At 34.1% G+C, this 19,339-nt stretch carries 22 protein-coding genes; 12 read left to right on the top strand and 10 right to left on the bottom strand.

Features of this window, described 5'->3' with window-relative positions; all coding sequences use genetic code 11:
• The first annotated feature begins 44 nt into the window (after nt 1-44).
• Both ACYVEC_RS10790 and ACYVEC_RS10795 read left to right on the top strand, forming a co-directional pair.
• A complete protein-coding gene (locus tag ACYVEC_RS10790; RefSeq protein ID WP_098555090.1) occupies nt 45-620 on the top strand; it encodes a histidine phosphatase family protein in 576 nt (191 codons plus the stop codon).
• Between the two features lie 89 nt (nt 621-709).
• Entirely contained in the window at nt 710-1,081 is a 372-nt protein-coding gene (locus ACYVEC_RS10795; protein WP_000461767.1) for a hypothetical protein, read from the top strand.
• An 18-nt stretch (nt 1,082-1,099) separates the two neighbouring features.
• Here the strand turns inward: ACYVEC_RS10795 and ACYVEC_RS10800 are convergent, their stop codons facing one another.
• From ACYVEC_RS10800 to ACYVEC_RS10810, 3 genes are read right to left on the bottom strand one after another with little or no spacing between them, the layout of a single operon-like run.
• Entirely contained in the window at nt 1,100-1,936 is an 837-nt protein-coding gene (locus ACYVEC_RS10800; RefSeq protein ID WP_231428570.1) for an alpha/beta hydrolase, read from the bottom strand.
• Nucleotides 1,937-1,993: 57 nt separating this feature from the next.
• Nucleotides 1,994-2,323, bottom strand: a complete 330-nt coding sequence (locus ACYVEC_RS10805; RefSeq protein WP_242251318.1) for a DUF3147 family protein — start codon at nt 2,321-2,323, stop codon at nt 1,994-1,996.
• Complete coding sequence (locus tag ACYVEC_RS10810) at nt 2,307-2,717, bottom strand: MarR family winged helix-turn-helix transcriptional regulator (protein WP_063224041.1); 411 nt, start codon at nt 2,715-2,717, stop codon at nt 2,307-2,309. The genes ACYVEC_RS10805 and ACYVEC_RS10810 overlap by 17 nt, the downstream gene beginning before the upstream one ends.
• Before the next feature lie 124 nt (nt 2,718-2,841).
• On the opposite strand from ACYVEC_RS10810, the gene ACYVEC_RS10815 reads away from it, so the two are divergent.
• Nucleotides 2,842-3,669, top strand: a complete 828-nt coding sequence (locus ACYVEC_RS10815) for a protein phosphatase 2C domain-containing protein (protein WP_063224040.1) — start codon at nt 2,842-2,844, stop codon at nt 3,667-3,669.
• Nucleotides 3,670-3,712: 43 nt separating this feature from the next.
• Here the strand turns inward: ACYVEC_RS10815 and asnB are convergent, their stop codons facing one another.
• Nucleotides 3,713-5,536: an asparagine synthase (glutamine-hydrolyzing) gene (gene asnB / locus ACYVEC_RS10820; RefSeq protein WP_098555093.1), complete on the bottom strand. Its 1,824-nt coding sequence runs from the start codon at nt 5,534-5,536 to the stop codon at nt 3,713-3,715.
• A gap of 264 nt (nt 5,537-5,800) precedes the next feature.
• Here asnB and ACYVEC_RS10825 point away from each other — a divergent pair, with 264 nt between their 5' ends.
• Together ACYVEC_RS10825 and ACYVEC_RS10830 are read left to right on the top strand one after the other, a co-directional pair.
• Nucleotides 5,801-6,367 (top strand): sigma-70 family RNA polymerase sigma factor, encoded by a 567-nt coding sequence (locus ACYVEC_RS10825; RefSeq protein ID WP_098555095.1) that lies wholly within the window; start codon nt 5,801-5,803, stop codon nt 6,365-6,367.
• Complete coding sequence (locus ACYVEC_RS10830; protein ID WP_098555096.1) at nt 6,364-7,509, top strand: DUF4179 domain-containing protein; 1,146 nt, start codon at nt 6,364-6,366, stop codon at nt 7,507-7,509. The genes ACYVEC_RS10825 and ACYVEC_RS10830 overlap by 4 nt, the downstream gene beginning before the upstream one ends.
• A 40-nt stretch (nt 7,510-7,549) precedes the next feature.
• Here ACYVEC_RS10830 and ACYVEC_RS10835 read toward each other — a convergent pair whose 3' ends face one another.
• Nucleotides 7,550-8,623 carry a WD40/YVTN/BNR-like repeat-containing protein gene (locus ACYVEC_RS10835; protein WP_460506357.1) on the bottom strand — a complete coding sequence of 358 codons (1,074 nt, stop codon included), beginning with the start codon at nt 8,621-8,623 and terminating at the stop codon, nt 7,550-7,552.
• A gap of 212 nt (nt 8,624-8,835) precedes the next feature.
• Here ACYVEC_RS10835 and ACYVEC_RS10840 point away from each other — a divergent pair, with 212 nt between their 5' ends.
• Together ACYVEC_RS10840 and fbpA are read left to right on the top strand one after the other, a co-directional pair.
• Nucleotides 8,836-9,735 carry a cation diffusion facilitator family transporter gene (locus tag ACYVEC_RS10840; protein WP_460506360.1) on the top strand — a complete coding sequence of 300 codons (900 nt, stop codon included), beginning with the start codon at nt 8,836-8,838 and terminating at the stop codon, nt 9,733-9,735.
• Between the two features lie 193 nt (nt 9,736-9,928).
• Nucleotides 9,929-10,099: a Fur-regulated basic protein FbpA gene (fbpA, locus tag ACYVEC_RS10845; RefSeq protein ID WP_000098302.1), complete on the top strand. Its 171-nt coding sequence runs from the start codon at nt 9,929-9,931 to the stop codon at nt 10,097-10,099.
• Nucleotides 10,100-10,155: 56 nt separating this feature from the next.
• Here fbpA and ACYVEC_RS10850 read toward each other — a convergent pair whose 3' ends face one another.
• Both ACYVEC_RS10850 and ACYVEC_RS10855 read right to left on the bottom strand, forming a co-directional pair.
• Nucleotides 10,156-10,827, bottom strand: a complete 672-nt coding sequence (locus ACYVEC_RS10850) for a GntR family transcriptional regulator (protein ID WP_460506364.1) — start codon at nt 10,825-10,827, stop codon at nt 10,156-10,158.
• A gap of 16 nt (nt 10,828-10,843) precedes the next feature.
• A complete protein-coding gene (locus ACYVEC_RS10855) occupies nt 10,844-11,809 on the bottom strand; it encodes a DMT family transporter (RefSeq protein WP_063224033.1) in 966 nt (321 codons plus the stop codon).
• A 137-nt stretch (nt 11,810-11,946) separates the two neighbouring features.
• Between ACYVEC_RS10855 and ACYVEC_RS10860 the strand changes: the two genes are divergently transcribed.
• A complete protein-coding gene (locus tag ACYVEC_RS10860; protein WP_063224032.1) occupies nt 11,947-12,258 on the top strand; it encodes a DUF3784 domain-containing protein in 312 nt (103 codons plus the stop codon).
• A gap of 37 nt (nt 12,259-12,295) precedes the next feature.
• Here the strand turns inward: ACYVEC_RS10860 and ACYVEC_RS10865 are convergent, their stop codons facing one another.
• On the bottom strand, nt 12,296-13,483 hold the full coding sequence (locus ACYVEC_RS10865) for a GTP-binding protein (protein ID WP_098555099.1): 1,188 nt from the start codon (nt 13,481-13,483) through the stop codon (nt 12,296-12,298).
• Between the two features lie 185 nt (nt 13,484-13,668).
• On the opposite strand from ACYVEC_RS10865, the gene ACYVEC_RS10870 reads away from it, so the two are divergent.
• From ACYVEC_RS10870 to nhaC, 4 genes are all read left to right on the top strand, one after another.
• Nucleotides 13,669-14,646, top strand: a complete 978-nt coding sequence (locus tag ACYVEC_RS10870) for a permease (protein ID WP_275718661.1) — start codon at nt 13,669-13,671, stop codon at nt 14,644-14,646.
• 13 nt (nt 14,647-14,659) lie between these two features.
• Nucleotides 14,660-15,544, top strand: a complete 885-nt coding sequence (locus tag ACYVEC_RS10875; protein WP_098555103.1) for a TIGR03943 family putative permease subunit — start codon at nt 14,660-14,662, stop codon at nt 15,542-15,544.
• 112 nt (nt 15,545-15,656) lie between these two features.
• Nucleotides 15,657-16,316, top strand: coding sequence for a class I SAM-dependent methyltransferase (locus ACYVEC_RS10880; RefSeq protein WP_063224028.1), 660 nt, complete (start codon nt 15,657-15,659; stop codon nt 16,314-16,316).
• Nucleotides 16,317-16,647: 331 nt separating this feature from the next.
• Complete coding sequence (gene nhaC / locus ACYVEC_RS10885) at nt 16,648-18,051, top strand: Na+/H+ antiporter NhaC (protein ID WP_063224027.1); 1,404 nt, start codon at nt 16,648-16,650, stop codon at nt 18,049-18,051.
• A gap of 40 nt (nt 18,052-18,091) precedes the next feature.
• Here the strand turns inward: nhaC and ACYVEC_RS10890 are convergent, their stop codons facing one another.
• Together ACYVEC_RS10890 and ACYVEC_RS10895 are read right to left on the bottom strand one after the other, a co-directional pair.
• Nucleotides 18,092-18,472: a MerR family transcriptional regulator gene (locus tag ACYVEC_RS10890; protein ID WP_063224026.1), complete on the bottom strand. Its 381-nt coding sequence runs from the start codon at nt 18,470-18,472 to the stop codon at nt 18,092-18,094.
• 16 nt (nt 18,473-18,488) lie between these two features.
• Nucleotides 18,489-19,199: an SDR family NAD(P)-dependent oxidoreductase gene (locus ACYVEC_RS10895; protein WP_063224025.1), complete on the bottom strand. Its 711-nt coding sequence runs from the start codon at nt 19,197-19,199 to the stop codon at nt 18,489-18,491.
• Nucleotides 19,200-19,339: the final 140 nt, after the last annotated feature.

Below are 19,339 nucleotides of genomic sequence, written 5' to 3' on the forward strand. Positions count from 1 at the left end.
TAATGTATTGAATTTGGATAAAAACGGAAAAGGGAGATGGATAAATGACGACAATATATTTCGTTCGCCATGCCCACTCTACATATACAAAAGAAGAACGGGAACGGCCTTTATCTGAAAAGGGGCATTGTGATGCAGAGAATGTAACGCGCTTATTAAAAGATAAACATATAGATGTTGTGATCTCTAGCCCGTACAAAAGAGCAATTCAAACTGTACAAGAAATTGCGAATACATATAATATATCGATACAAATAGAAGAAGATTTACGAGAAAGGTTATTAAGTTCAGAGCCAGTAGCAGATTTTAATGATGCTATTGAGAATGTGTGGGAAGATTGGAGTTTTGCATACGAAGGCGGAGAATCAAATGATGTAGCTCAAAGACGGGCTGTAATATGTATGCAAAGTATATTAAAAAAATATAAAGGTAAGAATATTGTAATAGGTACGCATGGGAATATTATGGTATTACTTATGAATTATTTTGATTCGCAATATGATTTTCAGTTTTGGAAAACCATTCATATGCCTGATGTGTATAAATTAGTTTTTGATAATAATCGTTTCAGTTCTGCTGAAAGATTAGAGTCTACAGATTATCAGATAAATAATTTGTAAAAGTTTATCAAAAAAAGAGGAAAGAGAGATGTTATTGTAGAAGTATGACTTTGTAACATAAAAAATATATGTTAAAGGAGGCTGTTTACATGTTTGAGAAAGAGAAAGAAGGGCTTATTGAAGTTCACAACGTATATGAAATTGCACCAGCAGATGGAACAATTATTGGTATGGCAACGGAAGAAGAAATGGAAATTGCTGCTGAACTAGAGCTGCAGTACTATGCCCATTCTCGTTTGTTAGAAGCAAATATTCAGTTAGACGGTTCCTCCTACAAAGAGTTACTTCAGGAGTTCCAGGAGTACGAAAGAAAATCAATGAGCTTTTGGCGAGCAATACATAAGCGTTTAGCTGTGCCATGGGCATGGGTATTACGTATTGATGTTGCGAATGGCCCTATATATGTAAGTAATGGGAATTCGTATTACGAAGAAATCGATGATGAAGAAGATTATGAATAGATAAGTAAGGAAGCAGCTTTAGTTGCTTCCTTTTTTTATTTTTAGGGAGTGAACCGCTTCGATGATCATATCTGGTCGATCATTTTCTATCCCATGACTAGCATGTTCAGCAACTATATATTGGCTATTTATTGAGATTTGTAATTGTTCATGAAGCAGTTTTTGCCACATTGCTTCAAGTTGTATCGCTTCCTCTTTTGGCATGCCGTCCGCAGTCAACTTAGTAATAGAATATTGAGGGTCTCTACCTATAACGATTAAAGGTGTTTCTAATGTTTTATATAGCTCTTTTATTGAGCGGGCACAATTTTTCCACTCACATAGTTCAGAAGCTGTCGCTTTATATAATGAAGGAGAGGTAGAAAATTCAATTTGCTGTCTTGATTGATCGGCTAGCATTGGTTTTAGTTCATTAGAAAGCATGTCTACATCCATTTGGGAGTATGTATTATATTTTTGCAGCCACATATCATCAGAATCAGTCTGATCAGAAATTGGTAAATGAAGTTCATCTAATCGGTGTAAGTTCATAGAAGTAGAATCAACTAAAATAAGTGCTTGCAACTTATCTTCATGTAACATCGCAAAATGTTGTGCACATAAGCCTCCATAGGAATGACCAATTAGAATGATAGGCTCGTGAATAGCTAATTTCTGTAGTAACATATGTAGCTCTTTTGTCACTTGTCTTGTAGTACGCGAATAATTCCCTAATTGACTTCTTCCGTAACCTGGGCGATGGTATGAAACGACTGTAAAATGTTGTGAAAGCTTTTCTATAATAGGAAGCCAATCATAAAACGAACAACTCATTCCGGTTTGAATGACTACAGTTTGTTTACTACTTCCTTTTATATTTACTTCTATATTTTTTCCTAATACCTCTACAATTTTACGAATAATAATCCCCACCTAAGCTTGAAATAATTTTTGACAAGCAAAAACAATGCACCAAACACCTATACCGAATAGGACAGATGTACTAAGTGAAAACGAATTTTTTAAACCAATATAGACGATAAATAATAGTAGTGCGGATGCAGGAAATCCATATAATACGCCTATAGCAAATTGGCTCAATTCTTGTTTGTTCCCGCCTTCGAAAGAAATCCAAAATAGGCTTAGTAAACTTACGAGAGGAAGGGCAGCAATAAAGCCGCCTATCGTACTAAAATGTTTAGCGACTTCAGTAATAACGCCGATAATAAGTGCCGAAACAATTACTTTAACGAGGAAATGCATACTTTGCCTCCTTCGCTAATAACGAAAAGGCTTTTTCTATTAATTGTTGTTCTTCTTTTGATAACTGAGATTCTAATATTTTTATCTTTTCTTTATCTAGTAAAGTATGCTTTTCTAATACTTCAATTCCTTCTTTCGTTAATGTAAGGTTCACCACTCGTTCATCTTGTTTGTTTCTTTCTTTTATGATAAATCCTTTTTGAATAAGGCGCTTTACATGCTCAGACGCTGTGTTATGAGAGAGACTAAGCTCAGTAGCAACTTTTCCAATTGTTATATCTTTCTCACGAGAAACGATTTGTAAAATACGAATAGCTTGGTGGGAAAGGTTGTCTTCATACTCATATCGTAAGTGATAATAAATGCTTTCCCAATGTTCATTGATGTCTTTCATAATAATATATCCCCCTGTTTTTATATCGTATAATAAGATATATTCGTTAACTTAGAAGTAAAATCCTTTTATTTGGATAAAAAATATTGAAAAAGTTTATTTTTATTGAAATATAAGGTAATCTATGTGTAAAGGTATACATTTAGCAAGAGAGAGGATGATAGCTGTGAATACATTCAAATGGATGAGTCATGAACAGATGTATGTAGATGAAATACATGTTGAAAAATGTGGTCCTCTTTCAGTCGGCGTATATGGGGGGAATCAAGAGAGTGATGCATTTGAACGAGGAGATGCGGTGCTTGCTTGGTGGGATCCTGAATTACAATTTGAATTTGTTATGATTTTTGATACACACCACAAAACAAAAAATATAGATTATATAATAGAAGCAATTTCAGAAAGAAAAGAGAAACTAAAAGAGTTATTTTCCTACCCGATACATTTAGCTTTTCATCATACACATATGTACTTATTAGCGTTATTTACAGATGAGTTGTTTATTGAAAAATGTGATCAAGAGGATGAGGAACTTGCATGTTTAATATGTTTACGAAAAGGTGAATTTTTATATTGGCTATCAGTTGGTGATTGCTTCGCTTATTTATTTCATTCTGAGAAAACGAAAAATGGAAAAGGGCGATTAAATAAACGGAAGAATTACGAATATATCGGTAGGAAAAATATTTTCGCTGCAAATACACCTTGCTTTACGTCAGGTGTAAGAGGATTAGAAAAAGGAATGAATCACATTGTAATGGCAACGGACGGTATTTTAGAGTGTGATAAACGAAGGTTTGATGATGAGCAATCTTTAATAGAAATATTGCACGACGGAAGTTGCTTGCAGATTGAACCAGTATTAACAAATGTACTGCAGTGGAAAGGTAGAGATTGCGCCACAATTATTGGATGGTCCATTGACACTGAAAATAAACAATGTGCTAATTAATATAAAAAGGAGTTCAAGGTTTTTGTCCTTGAACTCCTTTTTGTTAAGCGATATGGATGTGATACGTTTTTAACCATTCATTTACTTGAAGCATATATTCCATAGCACTTCTTGCTTCGAAATTGTTAATTTCTTTATTACTCTGATCGGCAATGGCAAGTAATGTGGAATGATTAATAAGTGAGAAAATAGGATTGTTTTTATTACTGCACATGTCGAGTGATAAATGACGGATTGTTTGTAAATAATGTGGGTCTTGTGAAGTTGGATACGCACTTTTTCTTCTATTGCGTACATCGTCAGGTAAAGCAGGTTTCAGTGCTCTACGTAAAATGCCTTTTTCAATATTATCAATGCTTTTTATGTTGAAAGGAACGTTCCATAAATATTCAACTAATCTATAATCGCAAAATGGTACACGAACTTCAAATCCTACAGCCATACTCATACGGTCTTTACGGTCAAGTAAGAATGGGAGAAATCTCGTTAAAAATAAATAAAACATTTGACGTTGTTTCGCGGATTTTTTACTTTCGCCTTCAAGAGTAGGTACTTCAAGAACCGCTTCTTGGAATCGTGTATCAATATAGTTTTCTAAGTTACATTGGTTACTTACTTCATTTAGTAGAAGAGGAGATGTATTTTTCCAATTTGTTAGCCAAGGAAATTTATCTACATATAGTAATTCTTCTTGATGAAACCAAGGGTATCCACCGAATACTTCATCAGCAGATTCGCCGGATAAAGCTACGGTCGCATCTTTTTTCATTTCGCAAAATAGTAAATATAGTGAAGTTTCCATTTCACCAGCGCTCGGTAAATCTTTTGCACGAAGGGGAACGAATAAGTGTTTTGCTAATTCTTCAGCATTCACAATAATATCATGATGAGATGTCCCTACATGTTCAGAAACGCGTTTTACCCAAGGAGCGTCTAAACCAGTGCGAGCAAATGTCAGCTCGAAATCTTTTGCGCTATTTACGAAGTCAACGGAATACGTATGAAGTGTTTTATTTTCAGCAGCAAATTCTTTCCCCGCTAGTGCAGTAATACCGCTAGAATCTAATCCTCCTGATAACATGCAAACGAGAGGGACGTCGGCAATTAATTGTCTTTTTACTGTATCTTGTAAAATAGATAAAATATGTGATGATGTATCTTCTATAGAATCTGTATGGATCTTACTTTCTAAATTCCAATACTTTTGAACCACTTTTTTATCACGTGTAAATGTTATAGAATGTCCGGCACGCACTTCCTGAATATGTTTAAAGACGCCACATCCTGGAGTTCGAAATAAGCCTAATCCAAATATTTCATTTATGCCATTCGCATCAATTTCAGCAGGGACAGATGGATGAGCTAATAATGCTTTTATTTCAGAGCCGAAAATAATACTGTCATTTCTTTCTGTATAAAAGAGTGGTTTTACGCCTAAATGATCACGAGCTAAAAACAGTTGTTGCTTCTGATCATCCCATAAGGCGAAAGCGAAAATGCCGTTTAAATGTTGTACGCAGTCTTCTTTCCATTCTAAATAAGCATGTAGTAACACTTCTGTATCTGAATGCGTTTCAAATGTATGACCACATTTTTGAAGTTGTTCCCTCAGCTCACGGAAATTATAAATTTCCCCATTATAAGTAAGAGCATACGTATAATCACCAGTACGAAATGTCTTCGGCTGTGTTCCGCCTTCTGGATCAATTACAATTAAACGCCGGTGTGCAAAGGCCGCACGAGGTGAAAACCAAAATCCTTCAGCATCAGGACCACGATGCTGAATACTATTTACCATATTTTCTAAAATAACATGTTCATTAGAAAGATCTTTATTCCAATTTACCCAACCTGTAATTCCACACATACACATCTCATCTCCTAATTTTAAAAAGTAGATTAACGAAATAAAATGTACACTAAGTTAAAGAATGACTATATAAATAGTGTACTACATGAATTAAATTACAGACTTGAGAAAATTTTCTTTGAATGCATAGTTATGTGAGACAATGGCTAAGGGAAAGTATTCCATTACATACAAAAAATAATAAAAAGATGAGAGAAAATATTTTTTAAGACGTTATATAGGGTGTAAAAGCTTTTACAAAAAAATAAGGGGAATCGCTACATGAAATCAAATGAGAAAAATTATATAAAAAGATTAAAGCGGCAAAAAGAAGATGCGCTAGAATTTGTTGTCGATACATATTTACCACTCATAAAGGGAATCACGCACAAAGTTCTTTTTCCAGTTCAAAATGATGGATTGATAGAGGAATGTGTAAATGATATTTTCCTATCCATTTGGAATAATGCAAATAAGTTTCATGGAGAGCCGAGTGATTTTAAAAAATGGATTGCGGCAATTGCGAAGTTTAAAGCAATTGATTATTACCGGAAAGCGACTAAAAAAGTAGAAATTATTTCGGATGAATTTCATATCAGTACGGAGAAATCAGCAGAAGACGAATTAATCGTTATGGAAGATAGAGAAGAATTATTGAAGCTTATTAATCAATTAGAACCGTTAGATCAAAAAGTGTTCATTATGAAATATCTTCTCGGTATGAAGACCGAGGAAATAGGAGACAAGTTAGGATTAACCCGGGCAGCAATCGATAATCGAGTGTACCGGGGGAAAAAGAAACTACAACAAAATGCTACGAATATTAGTTTTGGAGGTAGTGCAATATGAAAGACATTTATGAACTATTAAATGATATTGATATAGATGAAAAAGAACTTGAGGAAATTGAAGCTTCTGAAATTGAAAAAGAAAAAGTGAAGCGCAATGTAAAACAATCGATACGTATGAAGAAAAAGATGAAAAGTTGGAAAAAAGGTGTCGCTGCTGCATCTATTTTAGTAGGGTTATCAGTTGCAACGCTTGGTATTGGATTTCCTACATATGCAGGGGGATTGCCAATTGTAGGTGATATATTCCGATTTTTAGATAATGGTAGAACAGGGTTATATGAAAATTATAAAGCGGACGCAGAGAAGAAAACGGAGCTTCATTATAATTATCAACAATACGCCACAGTACTAAATATGACAAAAGAAAGCAATGGAATTAAGATAACGATAAATGATGCAATTTTCGATGGGAAGACAGTATCAATAAACTATTCTATAGAAAGTAACAGAGATTTAGGCGGAAATCCAAGTACATTGGATTTTTTAACTATTAAAGGAGCAGGTGTCCAATCAGGAAGCAATGAAATTACTAAAGTCGCTGATAGAAAATATACAGGTTTAATAAAAACAAGTAGCGATCTAGTTAGTAGTAAAGAAACTACAGTGAACATTGAATGGAGTATAAAAAGTATAGACATTTTAGAAACAGAGGAAACGATAAAGGGAGATTGGAATTTTAATATTAATCTAAGAGGAATAGAAAATAAAGAGCAATTGATTAGAGGTAGTACAGAAAAAGATGGTGTAAAAGTAAATATGGAGAGAATGGAAATAACACCAATGTCTTTTATTTTATACTATAACCAAGAAGTATCTCAAGAAATAAGGGGTGTATGGGATGGGGTGGATATCGATTTAGAAGTGAGTGATGATTTAGGTAATCAGTATTCTGGGGAAGGAAATGGAGGCTCAGGTGAGGATTCTTATAATTTTAATTGGAGTAAAACATTCCAACAACTCAATGAGAATGCAACCAAACTAATAATAACGCCTCACGTTAATTTAAGAATTCACACTCCTGAAAATTATGGCTCGGTAACAATAGTTGGAGGACACGTAAAGGAGAGTTTCGTGTCTCGAAAACTGGGAGGCAATAAGGGTATTGTTTTAGATGACATCGTAATTGATTTAAAGAAATAAAAGAAAGACTGCCTAAAACGATTAGGCAGTCTTTTTCTCCTTAAGAACTAGTCACGAGTAACGCATGAGGATGTTGCGTTTTATATTCATCTTTCCAAGGAATATTTAGTTGTTCCCATGATTCGCCGCTATCATTGGATTGAAACACGCCATTGTTATTTAAAGTGTAAAACGTATGTGGTTCTGCTGGATTTGTCGCAAGCATCGAAATGACTGTACCGATTGCTGATGGTAGTCCTTGCTGTACTTGCTGGAACGGAGTATCTTTTGTTTTACGATAAATATAAGATTCATAAGGAATACGGTGATGAGCAAGATCAGCACTCGGTGCAGCAGAAACGAGAATTGTATCGCAATCAGCTGGATCGATAGCCATGCTATATAAATAATGATGCTCCAGTCCGTCACTACATGAAATCCAGTTGTTTCCGCTGTTATAACTTTCAAGGTATGCGCGATCAGGTCCGCCCATAAACCCATCACCACATGATGCATAAAGGCGATTTGGGGCTTCAGGGTGCATGAGTAGTTGATGAGCATCGATAGGAGCACCGAATTTTTTATCAATCCATGTATGCCCTTTATCGTTACTTTGAATAACAGCACCAGCTTCAATTGAAACATGAATTGTATTTGGATTGTTTGGATCAACTGTAATCCAGCGTACGTGATGAGTAAAAGGTCTAGGCGGGAAAGCCCACGTATAAGAAGATAATAATGATTTCATATTTTTAAGTTCCGTCCACGTTTCACCACCATTTTCAGAGCGGAATAAAGCGCTCGGTTCTGTGCCAACATAAACGACGCCATATCCGTTAACTTGTTCATTAGGGCTTATCGTAATGGAAGTAATAGAAGAGTGTAAAATACCATCCTCTTTCGGGAAATCAAAGTAACGATAAGAATCTCCAATCGGTCTCCATGAATCTCCGCTATCGTCACTTAACCAGAGACCTCGTCCAAATGTTCCGCAATATACACGATTCTTTTGAAATGGATCAACAGCGATACAGGTAGGCTGCATATTTTGTAAGTGATACGCTGTTTCATAGTTACCATATTGTTCTTTCACTACAACAAGTTCACGCTCCATACAGAGAAATAAACGTTTCATTTTCGTAACCTCCTTAAAAATTCTTTCATTAGTAAACAATATGAAGTTGAAAAAGAAGTAGTCTTATTTTTTGTTGAGAAAAAGGACTTATTTAAAAAGTAGCGAAGTGTGTATACAGAGGAAGCGGGCGTTTACGGGCAGTTAATACGGGATAAAGACGGGGAGTTTGTTTCATACTAATGTACAGATATTGCACTTAAAGGAGCATTTGTATGGGACATTCACATGATCATGGTCATTCAAAAAATAAAAAGGCGTTACTACTTGCATTCTTACTAACAACAAGTTTTATGATTGCTGAAGTTATTGGGGGATTTGTAACAAATGGCTTAGCACTACTATCTGACGCGGGGCATATGCTAAGTGATGCAGTATCTTTAGCTTTAAGTTTACTGGCGTTTAAGCTCGGAGAAAAAACAGCAACAATTGCGAAAACATATGGATATAAGCGAGTCGAAATGTTAGCGGCATTATGCAACGGTGTCGTTCTTATTGTCATTTCAGTATACATTTTTATTGAAGCAATTCGCCGTTTTAAAGAACCAGTTGAGATTGCTAGTAATGGAATGCTCATTATTGCTGTACTTGGTCTGCTTATTAATATTTTATCAGCTTGGATATTAATGAGAGGCGGCGATGTGAAAGGTAATTTGAATTTAAGAAGTGCTTTCTTACACGTATTAGGCGATCTATTAGGATCAGTTGGAGCGATTATTGCTGCGCTATTTATTAAATTTTTCGGATGGACTGCTGCAGATGCGATTGCTAGTATTCTTGTGTCTATTTTAGTCATTATTAGTGGATGGCGTGTCACACGTGATACGGTTCATATATTAATGGAAGGTGCACCACAGCACATAAATGTTGAAGAGGTAAAAAGTACATTATTAAATATTCCGGTTGTAAAAGAAGTTCATGATTTGCACATATGGTCTGTCACATCGGATTTTCAAGTATTAACTTGCCACTTGATTATTAAAGGTAATGAAACGCAAAATGTATTAAAAGAGGCTACGGATGTATTGAAGGAGAAGTTTCATGTAGAACATGTCACCATTCAAGTAGAAATAGATGGTGAATTTCATCATAGTGAGACAACTTGCAAAGTATAAAAGAAAAAGGATAAGAAAAAGTGTCATAACATTTTTCGCACGGCATACATATATATAATGTGGCCACAAATACTTTGTAAGGTAAATATTTCATGAAATTACTTTACTTATAAAGAGTCATCTTTTATAATCAAAAGTGGTAATTGATAAAGATTATCATTTTCAATGATTGTAGAAAGGAGTTTTTTAAAAGATGAGTAGTCAACTCCGTTTTGCTGTTGAAAATCGTAAGAGGCATTTAATTGATGAGTTAATTGGAGCAGGTGTGTTTAAAATTCGCGACCGACAATTATACGAGCTGTCTTTAGAGGAATTGGAAAAAGAGTACGAAGATATGGAAGATTATGCAAATATCCAGGCATAGCTATATAGATTAGTAAAAGGTGAGCTGGTTACGATTTTGTGTAGCCAGCTCTTTTATTATTTTGTAGAAATTATTCTTTGTATTTCTTTCATTGGACGGAACCAGTTTTGAGACATCATTTGTTCCATTTGTTTTTCGTCCTGCTTCTGCAATGCTTGAATAATAGAATAATGTTCTTCAATAGATTGACTTGCTGGAACAAAGTTTTGGAAAAACAAATATTCAAGGCGTAAAACGTGAAGTTGCATATTTTCTAGAAAGGGTTCAATATATTGGTTTTTAGCAATAGAAGAAATTGTATTGTGAAATTGTATATCTAATTCTAAAGCTTGTTTTGAGTTTTTTTTCTCTATAGAGTACTGAAAATCATCATTTATTTCAGAAAGTATTTTAATGTCAACGTCTGTAATGTTTTGAAGTGCTTGTTTTCCTATAATAGAGTGAAGACCAGCCATCGTTTCATAAATGATAAATATGTCGTCTAACTTAATAGGAGCAATTTTCGTTTTTTGTCCAGGTACCATTTCCACTAAACCAGAAAGTTCTAATATTTGAAGTGCTTCTCTTACAGGTGTTCGGCTTACTCCTAGTGCTTCAGCCAATTCCCCATCATTGATTTTTTCATCAGGTTGCAGTACACCTTCAATAATCCAATCTTGTAGTTGATTTAAAACGAGTGATTTTGCCGAAACTCTTCCTGGTTTTTTATAATTTTGAGGGACAGGCATAGTGAATTCAATCCTTTCATTGTATAGTTTCCTTTTTGGCATTAACAAGCTTTAATTTTTGTTTTCCTTCATCCGGTTTTTGGCTTAAGATGAGTACCATAACAATGACACAAAAAGCGCCTAATAACTGAAAAGATTGAAATGGCACGTGCAATATAAGTACAGAAGAAATAATAGCTGCGAGTGGTTCTGTGCAACCGAATAATGTTGTTTCTTTCGGAGTCAGGTATCGTATGCTGTCTAAGTATAAATAAAAGGCAATAAGTGTCCCGAAAATGACGACAAATGTGATGAGTGGTAGGGTACTTAGTTTTACATATTTCATAGTCGATAATAAAATGAATTCGTTTGTAGAAATAAAGTGTAGAATCGTTACACCAATACCCCCAATAATCATGCCCCATCCAACGATAACAGAGGAAGACCATTTTTCTAACAATTCCTTTGAATATAAACTATAAAAAGCAAGAGATAATCCAGATAAAATACCCCAAATAATAGCTGGTGTAGAAACAGCCAAGTTATGAACAGACCCGTTTGTTAATAAAAGAAAAGTGCCTACTAATGAAAGGGTAATTGAAATGAAATCAATTTTTGATGGACGAACGTTCCATTTAAAAAGTAAGTATACAGTGATGAATATAGGAGCTAAATATTGTAATAATGTTGCGACGGCGGCATTTCCTTCTTTAATAGAAGCAAAATATGTGTACTGTACAGCAAGCATACCGAATAGGCCAAACAATATCATTTTATAAGCATCCGATCTTTGTTTCCATATGCCGAATATTTCTTTTTTTCTCGTTCCGAATGATGAAATAATGAGCAAGATAACGCCGGATATAAGCAATCGAATTGTAACTAACCATTCAGTAGAAACATTGTCATATTGAAAAAGTTGTTGTGCAGCTGTTCCGGACAAGCCCCATAAACAAGCACCGATTATGACCATTATAATTCCTTTTAATCGATTGGGATTCATATGATTTAAAATCCGCCTTTCTGAAAATAGATATTGGATACAATATGCAATATATCACGAAATGGAGTATTAATAAACTGAAATTTCTTATTAAAAACTTTTTTGTGTGTAGTAAAATATTGTAAAGGGGGGATGATATGCAAGCGGGATTTTTGGTTTGTTTATTTGTTGGATTACTTATTATCTTTTTAGGATATCAAATACAGGTGAAAAAGCGATTGTTTTTGTTGGCAGGTTATCAGGAAGAGACGTTTGTTGGAGATAAAAATAAATTAGCGAAGCTTTCAGGGGTGTTTTCTTATATAGTCGGAGTTTCCACAATCATATTACCGTTTGGCCTAGAAAAAATAGGTGATGTGGTTGCGATCGTATATACTATATTAGTTGTTTTAGGGACAATTGTTTTTATTATTAAAGCGAATCTGCTAAATAAGAGTACGACAAAGTGAAGAAGGCTCCATTTTAAGGAAGCCTTCTTGTTGTTTATTATGAACTGTAAGTAAAAGCTGGAATAGGATCAATAAATATATCCCAATCTTGTTTCATTTCTTTCTCTGTTAGTAGACAACTATCTAATGATTGTTCAATTAAAGAATAATTCATGTCAATTCCGATAAATACGAGCTCAATTATTCGATCTCCATATTGTTCATCCCAGTTTTTTAATACTTCCGGTTCTTCTGCAATCATTTGATTTCTTTCAGTTTCAGGTAATGCTGCTATCCATTCACCAGCTCCTTGAATTGTAATAGAGGAACCTGCTTGAGATAGAAGCCCTATCATATTATTTCGAGATGCAAGCCAGAAAAAGCCTTTCGCTCTTACAACATCAACAGGCCATTTTTCTAACCAATTCATAAGACGTTCAGGATGGAAAGGGTATTTACGACGGTACACAAAGGAATTGATACCGTATTCTTCCGTTTCGGGTGTATGATGTTCACTGTTTAATTCTTGTATCCAGCCAGCCGATTGACTGGCTTCCTCATAATTGAATAAATTTGTATTTAAAATTTCTTGCAGTGGTACGTTGCTAAATGAAGATTCAATAATTTTTGCACTAGGGTTTAGTCTCTTTAGTAAATAATGAAGTTCTATCACATCTTCTTTTTCTAGTAGGTCTATCTTATTAAGGATAATTACATTTGCAAACTCAATTTGATCTATTAATAAATCAATAACTTCCCGAGTATCATTTTCATCGATTGCTTGTTTTCGATCTAATAAACTTTCTCCATCTGCAAAATCATCCCAAAATCTATTTGCATCTACAACGGTAACCATCGTGTCGAGGCGACAATTTGTTGTTAAATCAATGTTAAGAACTTCATCTGTATAAGTAAACGTTTGAGCAACTGGAATAGGCTCACTTATACCAGAAGATTCAATTACAATATAGTCAATATCTCCGTTTTCAACAAGACGATTCACTTCTATTATTAAATCTTCTCGTAGTGTACAACAAATACAGCCATTTTGAATTTCTACTAGTTTTTCCTCCGTACGTGAAAAACCACCTTTTTTTATAAGGGAGGCATCAATGTTTATTTCGCTCATATCATTAACGATAACAGCTACTTTTAAGTTGTTCTTATTAGTCAAAATATGATGTAGTAAGGTAGTTTTTCCGGCTCCTAAAAACCCACTTAATACAGTGATAGGTACTTTTTTCATGAAATTCTCTCTCCTTTAAATCGTAATGATTACGTTTTATATTAAGTGATGAAAAAGAAAAAATCAATAATAAATCATAATGATTACGATTTAAGAATAGGAATAGACTATAAAATTTGTGTTGTAGTAGCAGAAGCATTTGGACAAGCACATGTTTACGTATAAATAAAATGGAGGCGAGAAGGTTGGTTTTTAATAGAGTTTCAAAAGAATTAGCAGGCATAGTACTTATTGTTATTTTTCTCTTTTTATTATTTTTTGTAGATTTTACAAGCCTAGCAAATTTACACAAAAATGTGCCACAAGTATGGTTGAATGTGAACACACTCTTTTTAAGTATTATTTTTGAAGCAGTACCTTTTATTTTATTAGGCGTAATCGTTTCTTCACTCATTCAAGTGTTTGTGACAGAAGATATGATTCAAAAAGTAATGCTGAGATCTCCAATTGTTGCAATGATTCCAGCAGTATTTGTGGGGATTCTTTTTCCAATGTGTGAATGTGTCATTATACCAATTGTAAGAAGGCTCATTCAAAAGGGGTTACCTCTTCATGTGGGCATTGTTATTTTACTAAGTGCACCTATAATGAATCCAGTTGTTCTTTTATCTACCATATATGCGTTTCAAAAAAGTGATTACGTTGTATATGCACGCTTTGGGATAACAATTCTTGTTGCTCTATTCATAGGTCTAATTGTGTATTATTGCTATCGCGGGAGAAATGTTTTAAAAGACGTAGAGGTTTCCGTTCAAAAAAGCAAAAATAAGAGTTGGAAAGATGTTATAAATCACACTGTAGATGAGTTTTTTGATACTGGTAAGTATTTATTAATTGGTGCTTTTTTAGCAAGTGTATTTCAAACGTTTTTCGATCGGAATGTACTGGATACAGTAGCACATAACGAAGTAATTGCTCCAATTATAATGATGGGATTTGGTTATGTTTTATCAATTTGCTCTGCAGCCGATGCGTTTATAGCCGCATCTTTTGGACATGTTTTTTCGGTAAAGGCGCTTCTCGCATTTCTTGTGTTTGGGCCTATGCTTGATATGAAAAATACGTTCATGCTATTTGCATATTTTCAAAGGAGATTTGTATTCTTTTTGATTGGAATTATTATTTTATCGGTGTACACAATCGTGCAAATTACAATGTTATAGGAGGTGAGAGACAATGGAGAAAGAGGAGCAGAAAGCATATCATCGTTATATCCGTGGCATTATTTTAATTGGTTTAGCAATGCTCTTATTTAAATTACTTGTAACCGGAAATATATATAATTTTATCGCTCCAAAAATGATTAAATTTACGTATATAGCTTTTGTAGTGATCTTACTTCTTGGTTCTTTACAAGTTTGGAGAGATGGGAGAGAAAAACAGGATGATTGTAATTGTTGTAATCATCATACAGAATCAAAATTAGGGATGGAAAGTTTGTTTGTATATGTTTTATTTGTTGTTCCGATAATTAGCGCTTTTCTCTTTGGAAGTGTAACAATTGATGGAAGTTTAGCAGGAAAAAGGGGTATGAATCAAAGTGCCCAAGCGATAAGTATGAAAAAGAACGAAATAGAAGGAGGGCAGGTCAATTCAGATTGGCGAGAAGTATTAGTTGATCAAGATGAAATTTCGAATTTATCAACAAATTATCAAACAGAAGAGCAATTAACAAAAAGTATGTTAGGGCAGCGTAAAATACAAGTAGAGGATAAGGACTATGTTCAAACAATGAGTATAATTGGTCAAGATGTTAATGGATTTAAAGGGAAAGAAATTACATTCGCAGGGTTCATATATAAGGATAGAGATGTGACGGGGAATAAAGCAGTAGTGGCTCGATATGGCATAACTTGTTGCATTGCAGATGCATCGGTCTGGGGGATGATTGTTACGGGACAAGATGTTGAGAAAATTTCAGAAGAAACATGGGTAAAAGTAACAGGGATATTAGATAAAACGACATATAAAAGAACGCTATTTCCACTTGTGAAAATTAGTAAAGTGGAGAAAATTAATAAGCCAACAGACCCATATGTATATGATGCTTTACCACAATAAAAAAGGATTAATTCTTCATATTTTCATGAAATAGAATCATAATCATGACGATAAAAAAATAAAGATAAGAGTAATTTGGTTTGTTAAAAATATGTGTAGAAGGAGATACGCGATGAACTGGGTTACTCATAAACCAACATTTGAATTTGATAATTTTAGTCCATTTATTCGTGCGAATACTGCCTGGCTTGGCCATTTGGAGTTCGCATACGATTTAGTAAGATTTGAAAAACCAGAAATATTAGTTGAGCTAGGTACACATCTAGGCGCTTCTTTTTTCAGTTTTTGTCAAGGGGTAAAGGATGGGGGATTAGCTACAAAATGTTTTGCTGTAGATACTTGGACAGGAGACGGGCATACAGGTCCATATGGAGAAGGTGTTTTCCAAATCGTAGATAAAGTGGTAAACATGAGTTATCCAAATATAGGTAATTTAATTCGGTCTACTTTTGACGAGGCTGTGGATCAGTTTCAAGATGGAACGATAAATTTGTTGCATATTGATGGCTATCATACGTATGAAGCAGTTTCTCATGATTATAAAACATGGTTACCGAAACTTGCGAATAACGGCATCGTGCTATTTCACGATATTGAGGTGAAAGATCGAAACTTCGGCGTGTATAAATTTTGGGATGAGGTCAAAGCGAAGTATCCTCATTTTCAGTTTGAGCATTCATATGGGCTTGGAGTGTTATTTCCGAAAGGTTGTAGCGATAATTTTGTGGAAATCCTTAAAAATAAAGAAGAAATACAAGATATGTATAAATAAAAGTGGAGCATGCATCATTTGAATGATGTGTGCTTTTTTATGTGGGGAATAATGATAGTCCTTAAAACGGTGAGCATAATAGTAAAAAGTTTTATGGTAGCAAATATTAAAAAAGTTACTCTTTGATTGTTAAATATAAAAAATGTAACATTTTTTATATTTTCCATTGCGAAAAGTAGCATCTACTTTTACAATAGAAAAGGTGTCCATATATTATACTGGAAAAATAAATCGAAATAATATGAAAATTTTGTTTTGTCTTCGCTAATTGTATATTACATACATGTAAGACGACATACGTCATGTTATCGACTTGTAAGGAGAGAAAAAAATGAAAAGTGTAAGATTACCATCGATGCTAGAAATCATAGTTCTTTTATTACTATTTCTTGCTGTTGTCTTTTCCTTCCAAACGATTTTTGATCTCCCAATTCAATTAGCGCTATTTATTTCATGGTTTTTAGTAATTGCGCTTGGATTAAGATTAGGATTTCGTTATCAAGAATTGCAAGATGCAATTACGAAAGGGATTTCTAACGGATTAGAAGCAATACTCATTTTAGTTGCAGTAGGTGCTTTAATTGGAACTTGGATTGCTGGTGGTGTTGTACCAACATTAATCTATTATGGATTAGAGTTTATTCACCCTAGCATATTCCTATTAGCAACATTAATTATTTGTTCGATAACTTCTATCGCGACAGGAACATCATGGGGAACAGTTGGAACAGCAGGTATTGCTATGATGGCAATTGGTGAAGGTCTTGGGTTACCATTACCACTTGTTGCTGGTGCAGTTCTTTCAGGAGCTTATTTCGGAGATAAATTATCACCACTTTCTGATAGTACAGTACTTGCAGCATCTATGGCAAAAGTAGATGTTATTGCACACGTACGAGCTATGCTCGTATTAGACGTTCCAGCGTATATTATCACTAGCATTATGTTTACTGTAGCTGGTTGGATGTATGGCGGAGATAACGTAGATTTAAATCGAGTAGAATTTTTAAAGGAAGCATTATTAAAACACTTTGATATTAAAATATGGATGTTAGTTCCGGCGATCATTGTCATTGCACTATTAGCAATGAAGAAACCGTCTATGCCAACAATTGCAATGGGAGCATTAATTGGTGCAATTTGGGCAACTCTTTTCCAAGGAATGAACTTTGGAGATGCGATTGGAACAGCGTATAACGGATTCTCAATTCAATCTGGTGTTGAGTTTGTTGACAAGTTATTAAACCGTGGTGGAATTAACGGTATGCTTGGCTCAGTAGCCGTTATCATTTTCGGTTTAGGATTTGGTGGATTACTTGAAAAACTAGGTGTTTTAAAAGTGATTGTATCAAAATTTGAGAAGAAATTAAATTCTGCGGGTAATGTAACATTGTCTACATTAATCGTAGCATTCTTAGCCAATATATTTGGTTGTGCGATGTATGTATCACTAATTTTAACACCGAAAATTATGGAAGATAGCTATGATAAATTAAAAATAGACCGTCGTGTATTAGCACGTAACTCAGAAGTAGGTGGAACGCTAACTTCAGGTATGGTTCCATGGTCTGATAATGGTATTTTTATGGCTGGTATTTTAGGTGTAGCAACGTTCTCATACGTTCCATTTATGTGGTTAAGCTTTGTTTCATTAATCTTAGCAGTTATTTATGGATATACAGGCAAATTCATTTGGTATGTGGATGATACAGATAAAGGAAAGCAAGCATCATAAAATGAAAATCACCTTCTACAACATGTAGAAGGTGATTTTTTTATTTGGTAATAGTATTTGCTGAAGTTATTTCGTTCTCATATTTAGCAATTTTTTGTTGTATCTTTTTTAAGTTTTTTTCAGTGTCTTGAATGAGCTGTAAGACATTGGTCTCCTGTTGTTTCATTAATTCCAACCGTTGAAGGATAGTAGGTTCTCCCTCCATAGACCAGTCGATAAATTGTTTTATTTTTTGAATTGGCATACCGGTGTTTTTTAAGCATAAAATCATTTCTAAATATTTCAGTGCTTCTTCGTCAAAAACTCGATCCCCTTTTTCATTTCTTTGAAGAAAAGGGAACAGTCCTTGTTTATCGTAATAACGTATTTGAGAAATAGTTAAGTGTTGCATTTTGGCGACTTGACCGATCGTATAATACATAGAATTCATCCTTTTACTACCAAGTTATAATTCCATCTTTATTTAATATTTTACCATTATAGTTTGTTTCACTTACTGCATATTTAATAATAATTTTAGCACTTTCATTGGTCGTATGGCCACCTGGGGAATTACCATTAAGGTCAGTAGTTGTAAAACCGGGAGTTACTCCAAAAATTTCTGGGCCGTTCGTACTAAATTCTTTACTAAAAGCTAATGTTAAAGCATTAATAGCTGTTTTTGAAGAATTATACCCTAACGCATTAATTGGATGTGTTTCACCATTAGCAAACATTGTTAATGAAGCCATGTCAGTTGTTATATTGATAATTTTACTGTTGTTTGATTTCTTTAATAATGGTAAAAAGGCTTGCACCATTTGGAATGTTCCAAAAAAGTTAACTTCAAATCCTTGACGTAAAGTTTCAATATTTAATTCACTAGGTAGCGTGTTGAAGTCTAGTACTATGCCTGCGTTATTGATTAATAAATCTAAGTGGTCAGTCGTTTCATGAATTTTCTTGATTGCTTCTTGAATGGATTGTGAACTTGAAATATCTACTTGAATATAGGAAACGTTTGATACATGTAAAGATTGTACAGCTTGTTGTCCAAGCTGTTTATTGCGAGCACCTAAAAATACGTGATAATCTTTTTCGGCTAATTGACGAACAAGTTCATATCCAATTCCTTTATTCGCACCTGTTATGAAAGCATATTTTTTCATATTGAATTCCTCCAGTATTGTTATAGTAGGTTACAAAGGAAAGGATACAGCCTAAACTTAAGTTTAGGTCAAGAGGAATTTTTAAAAATAAATACAGAATATCTATATATAAGAGTGAGAATTCTTATCATTTAAGAGAA

It is taken from the genome of Bacillus sp. MN7755 (assembly GCF_054771475.1).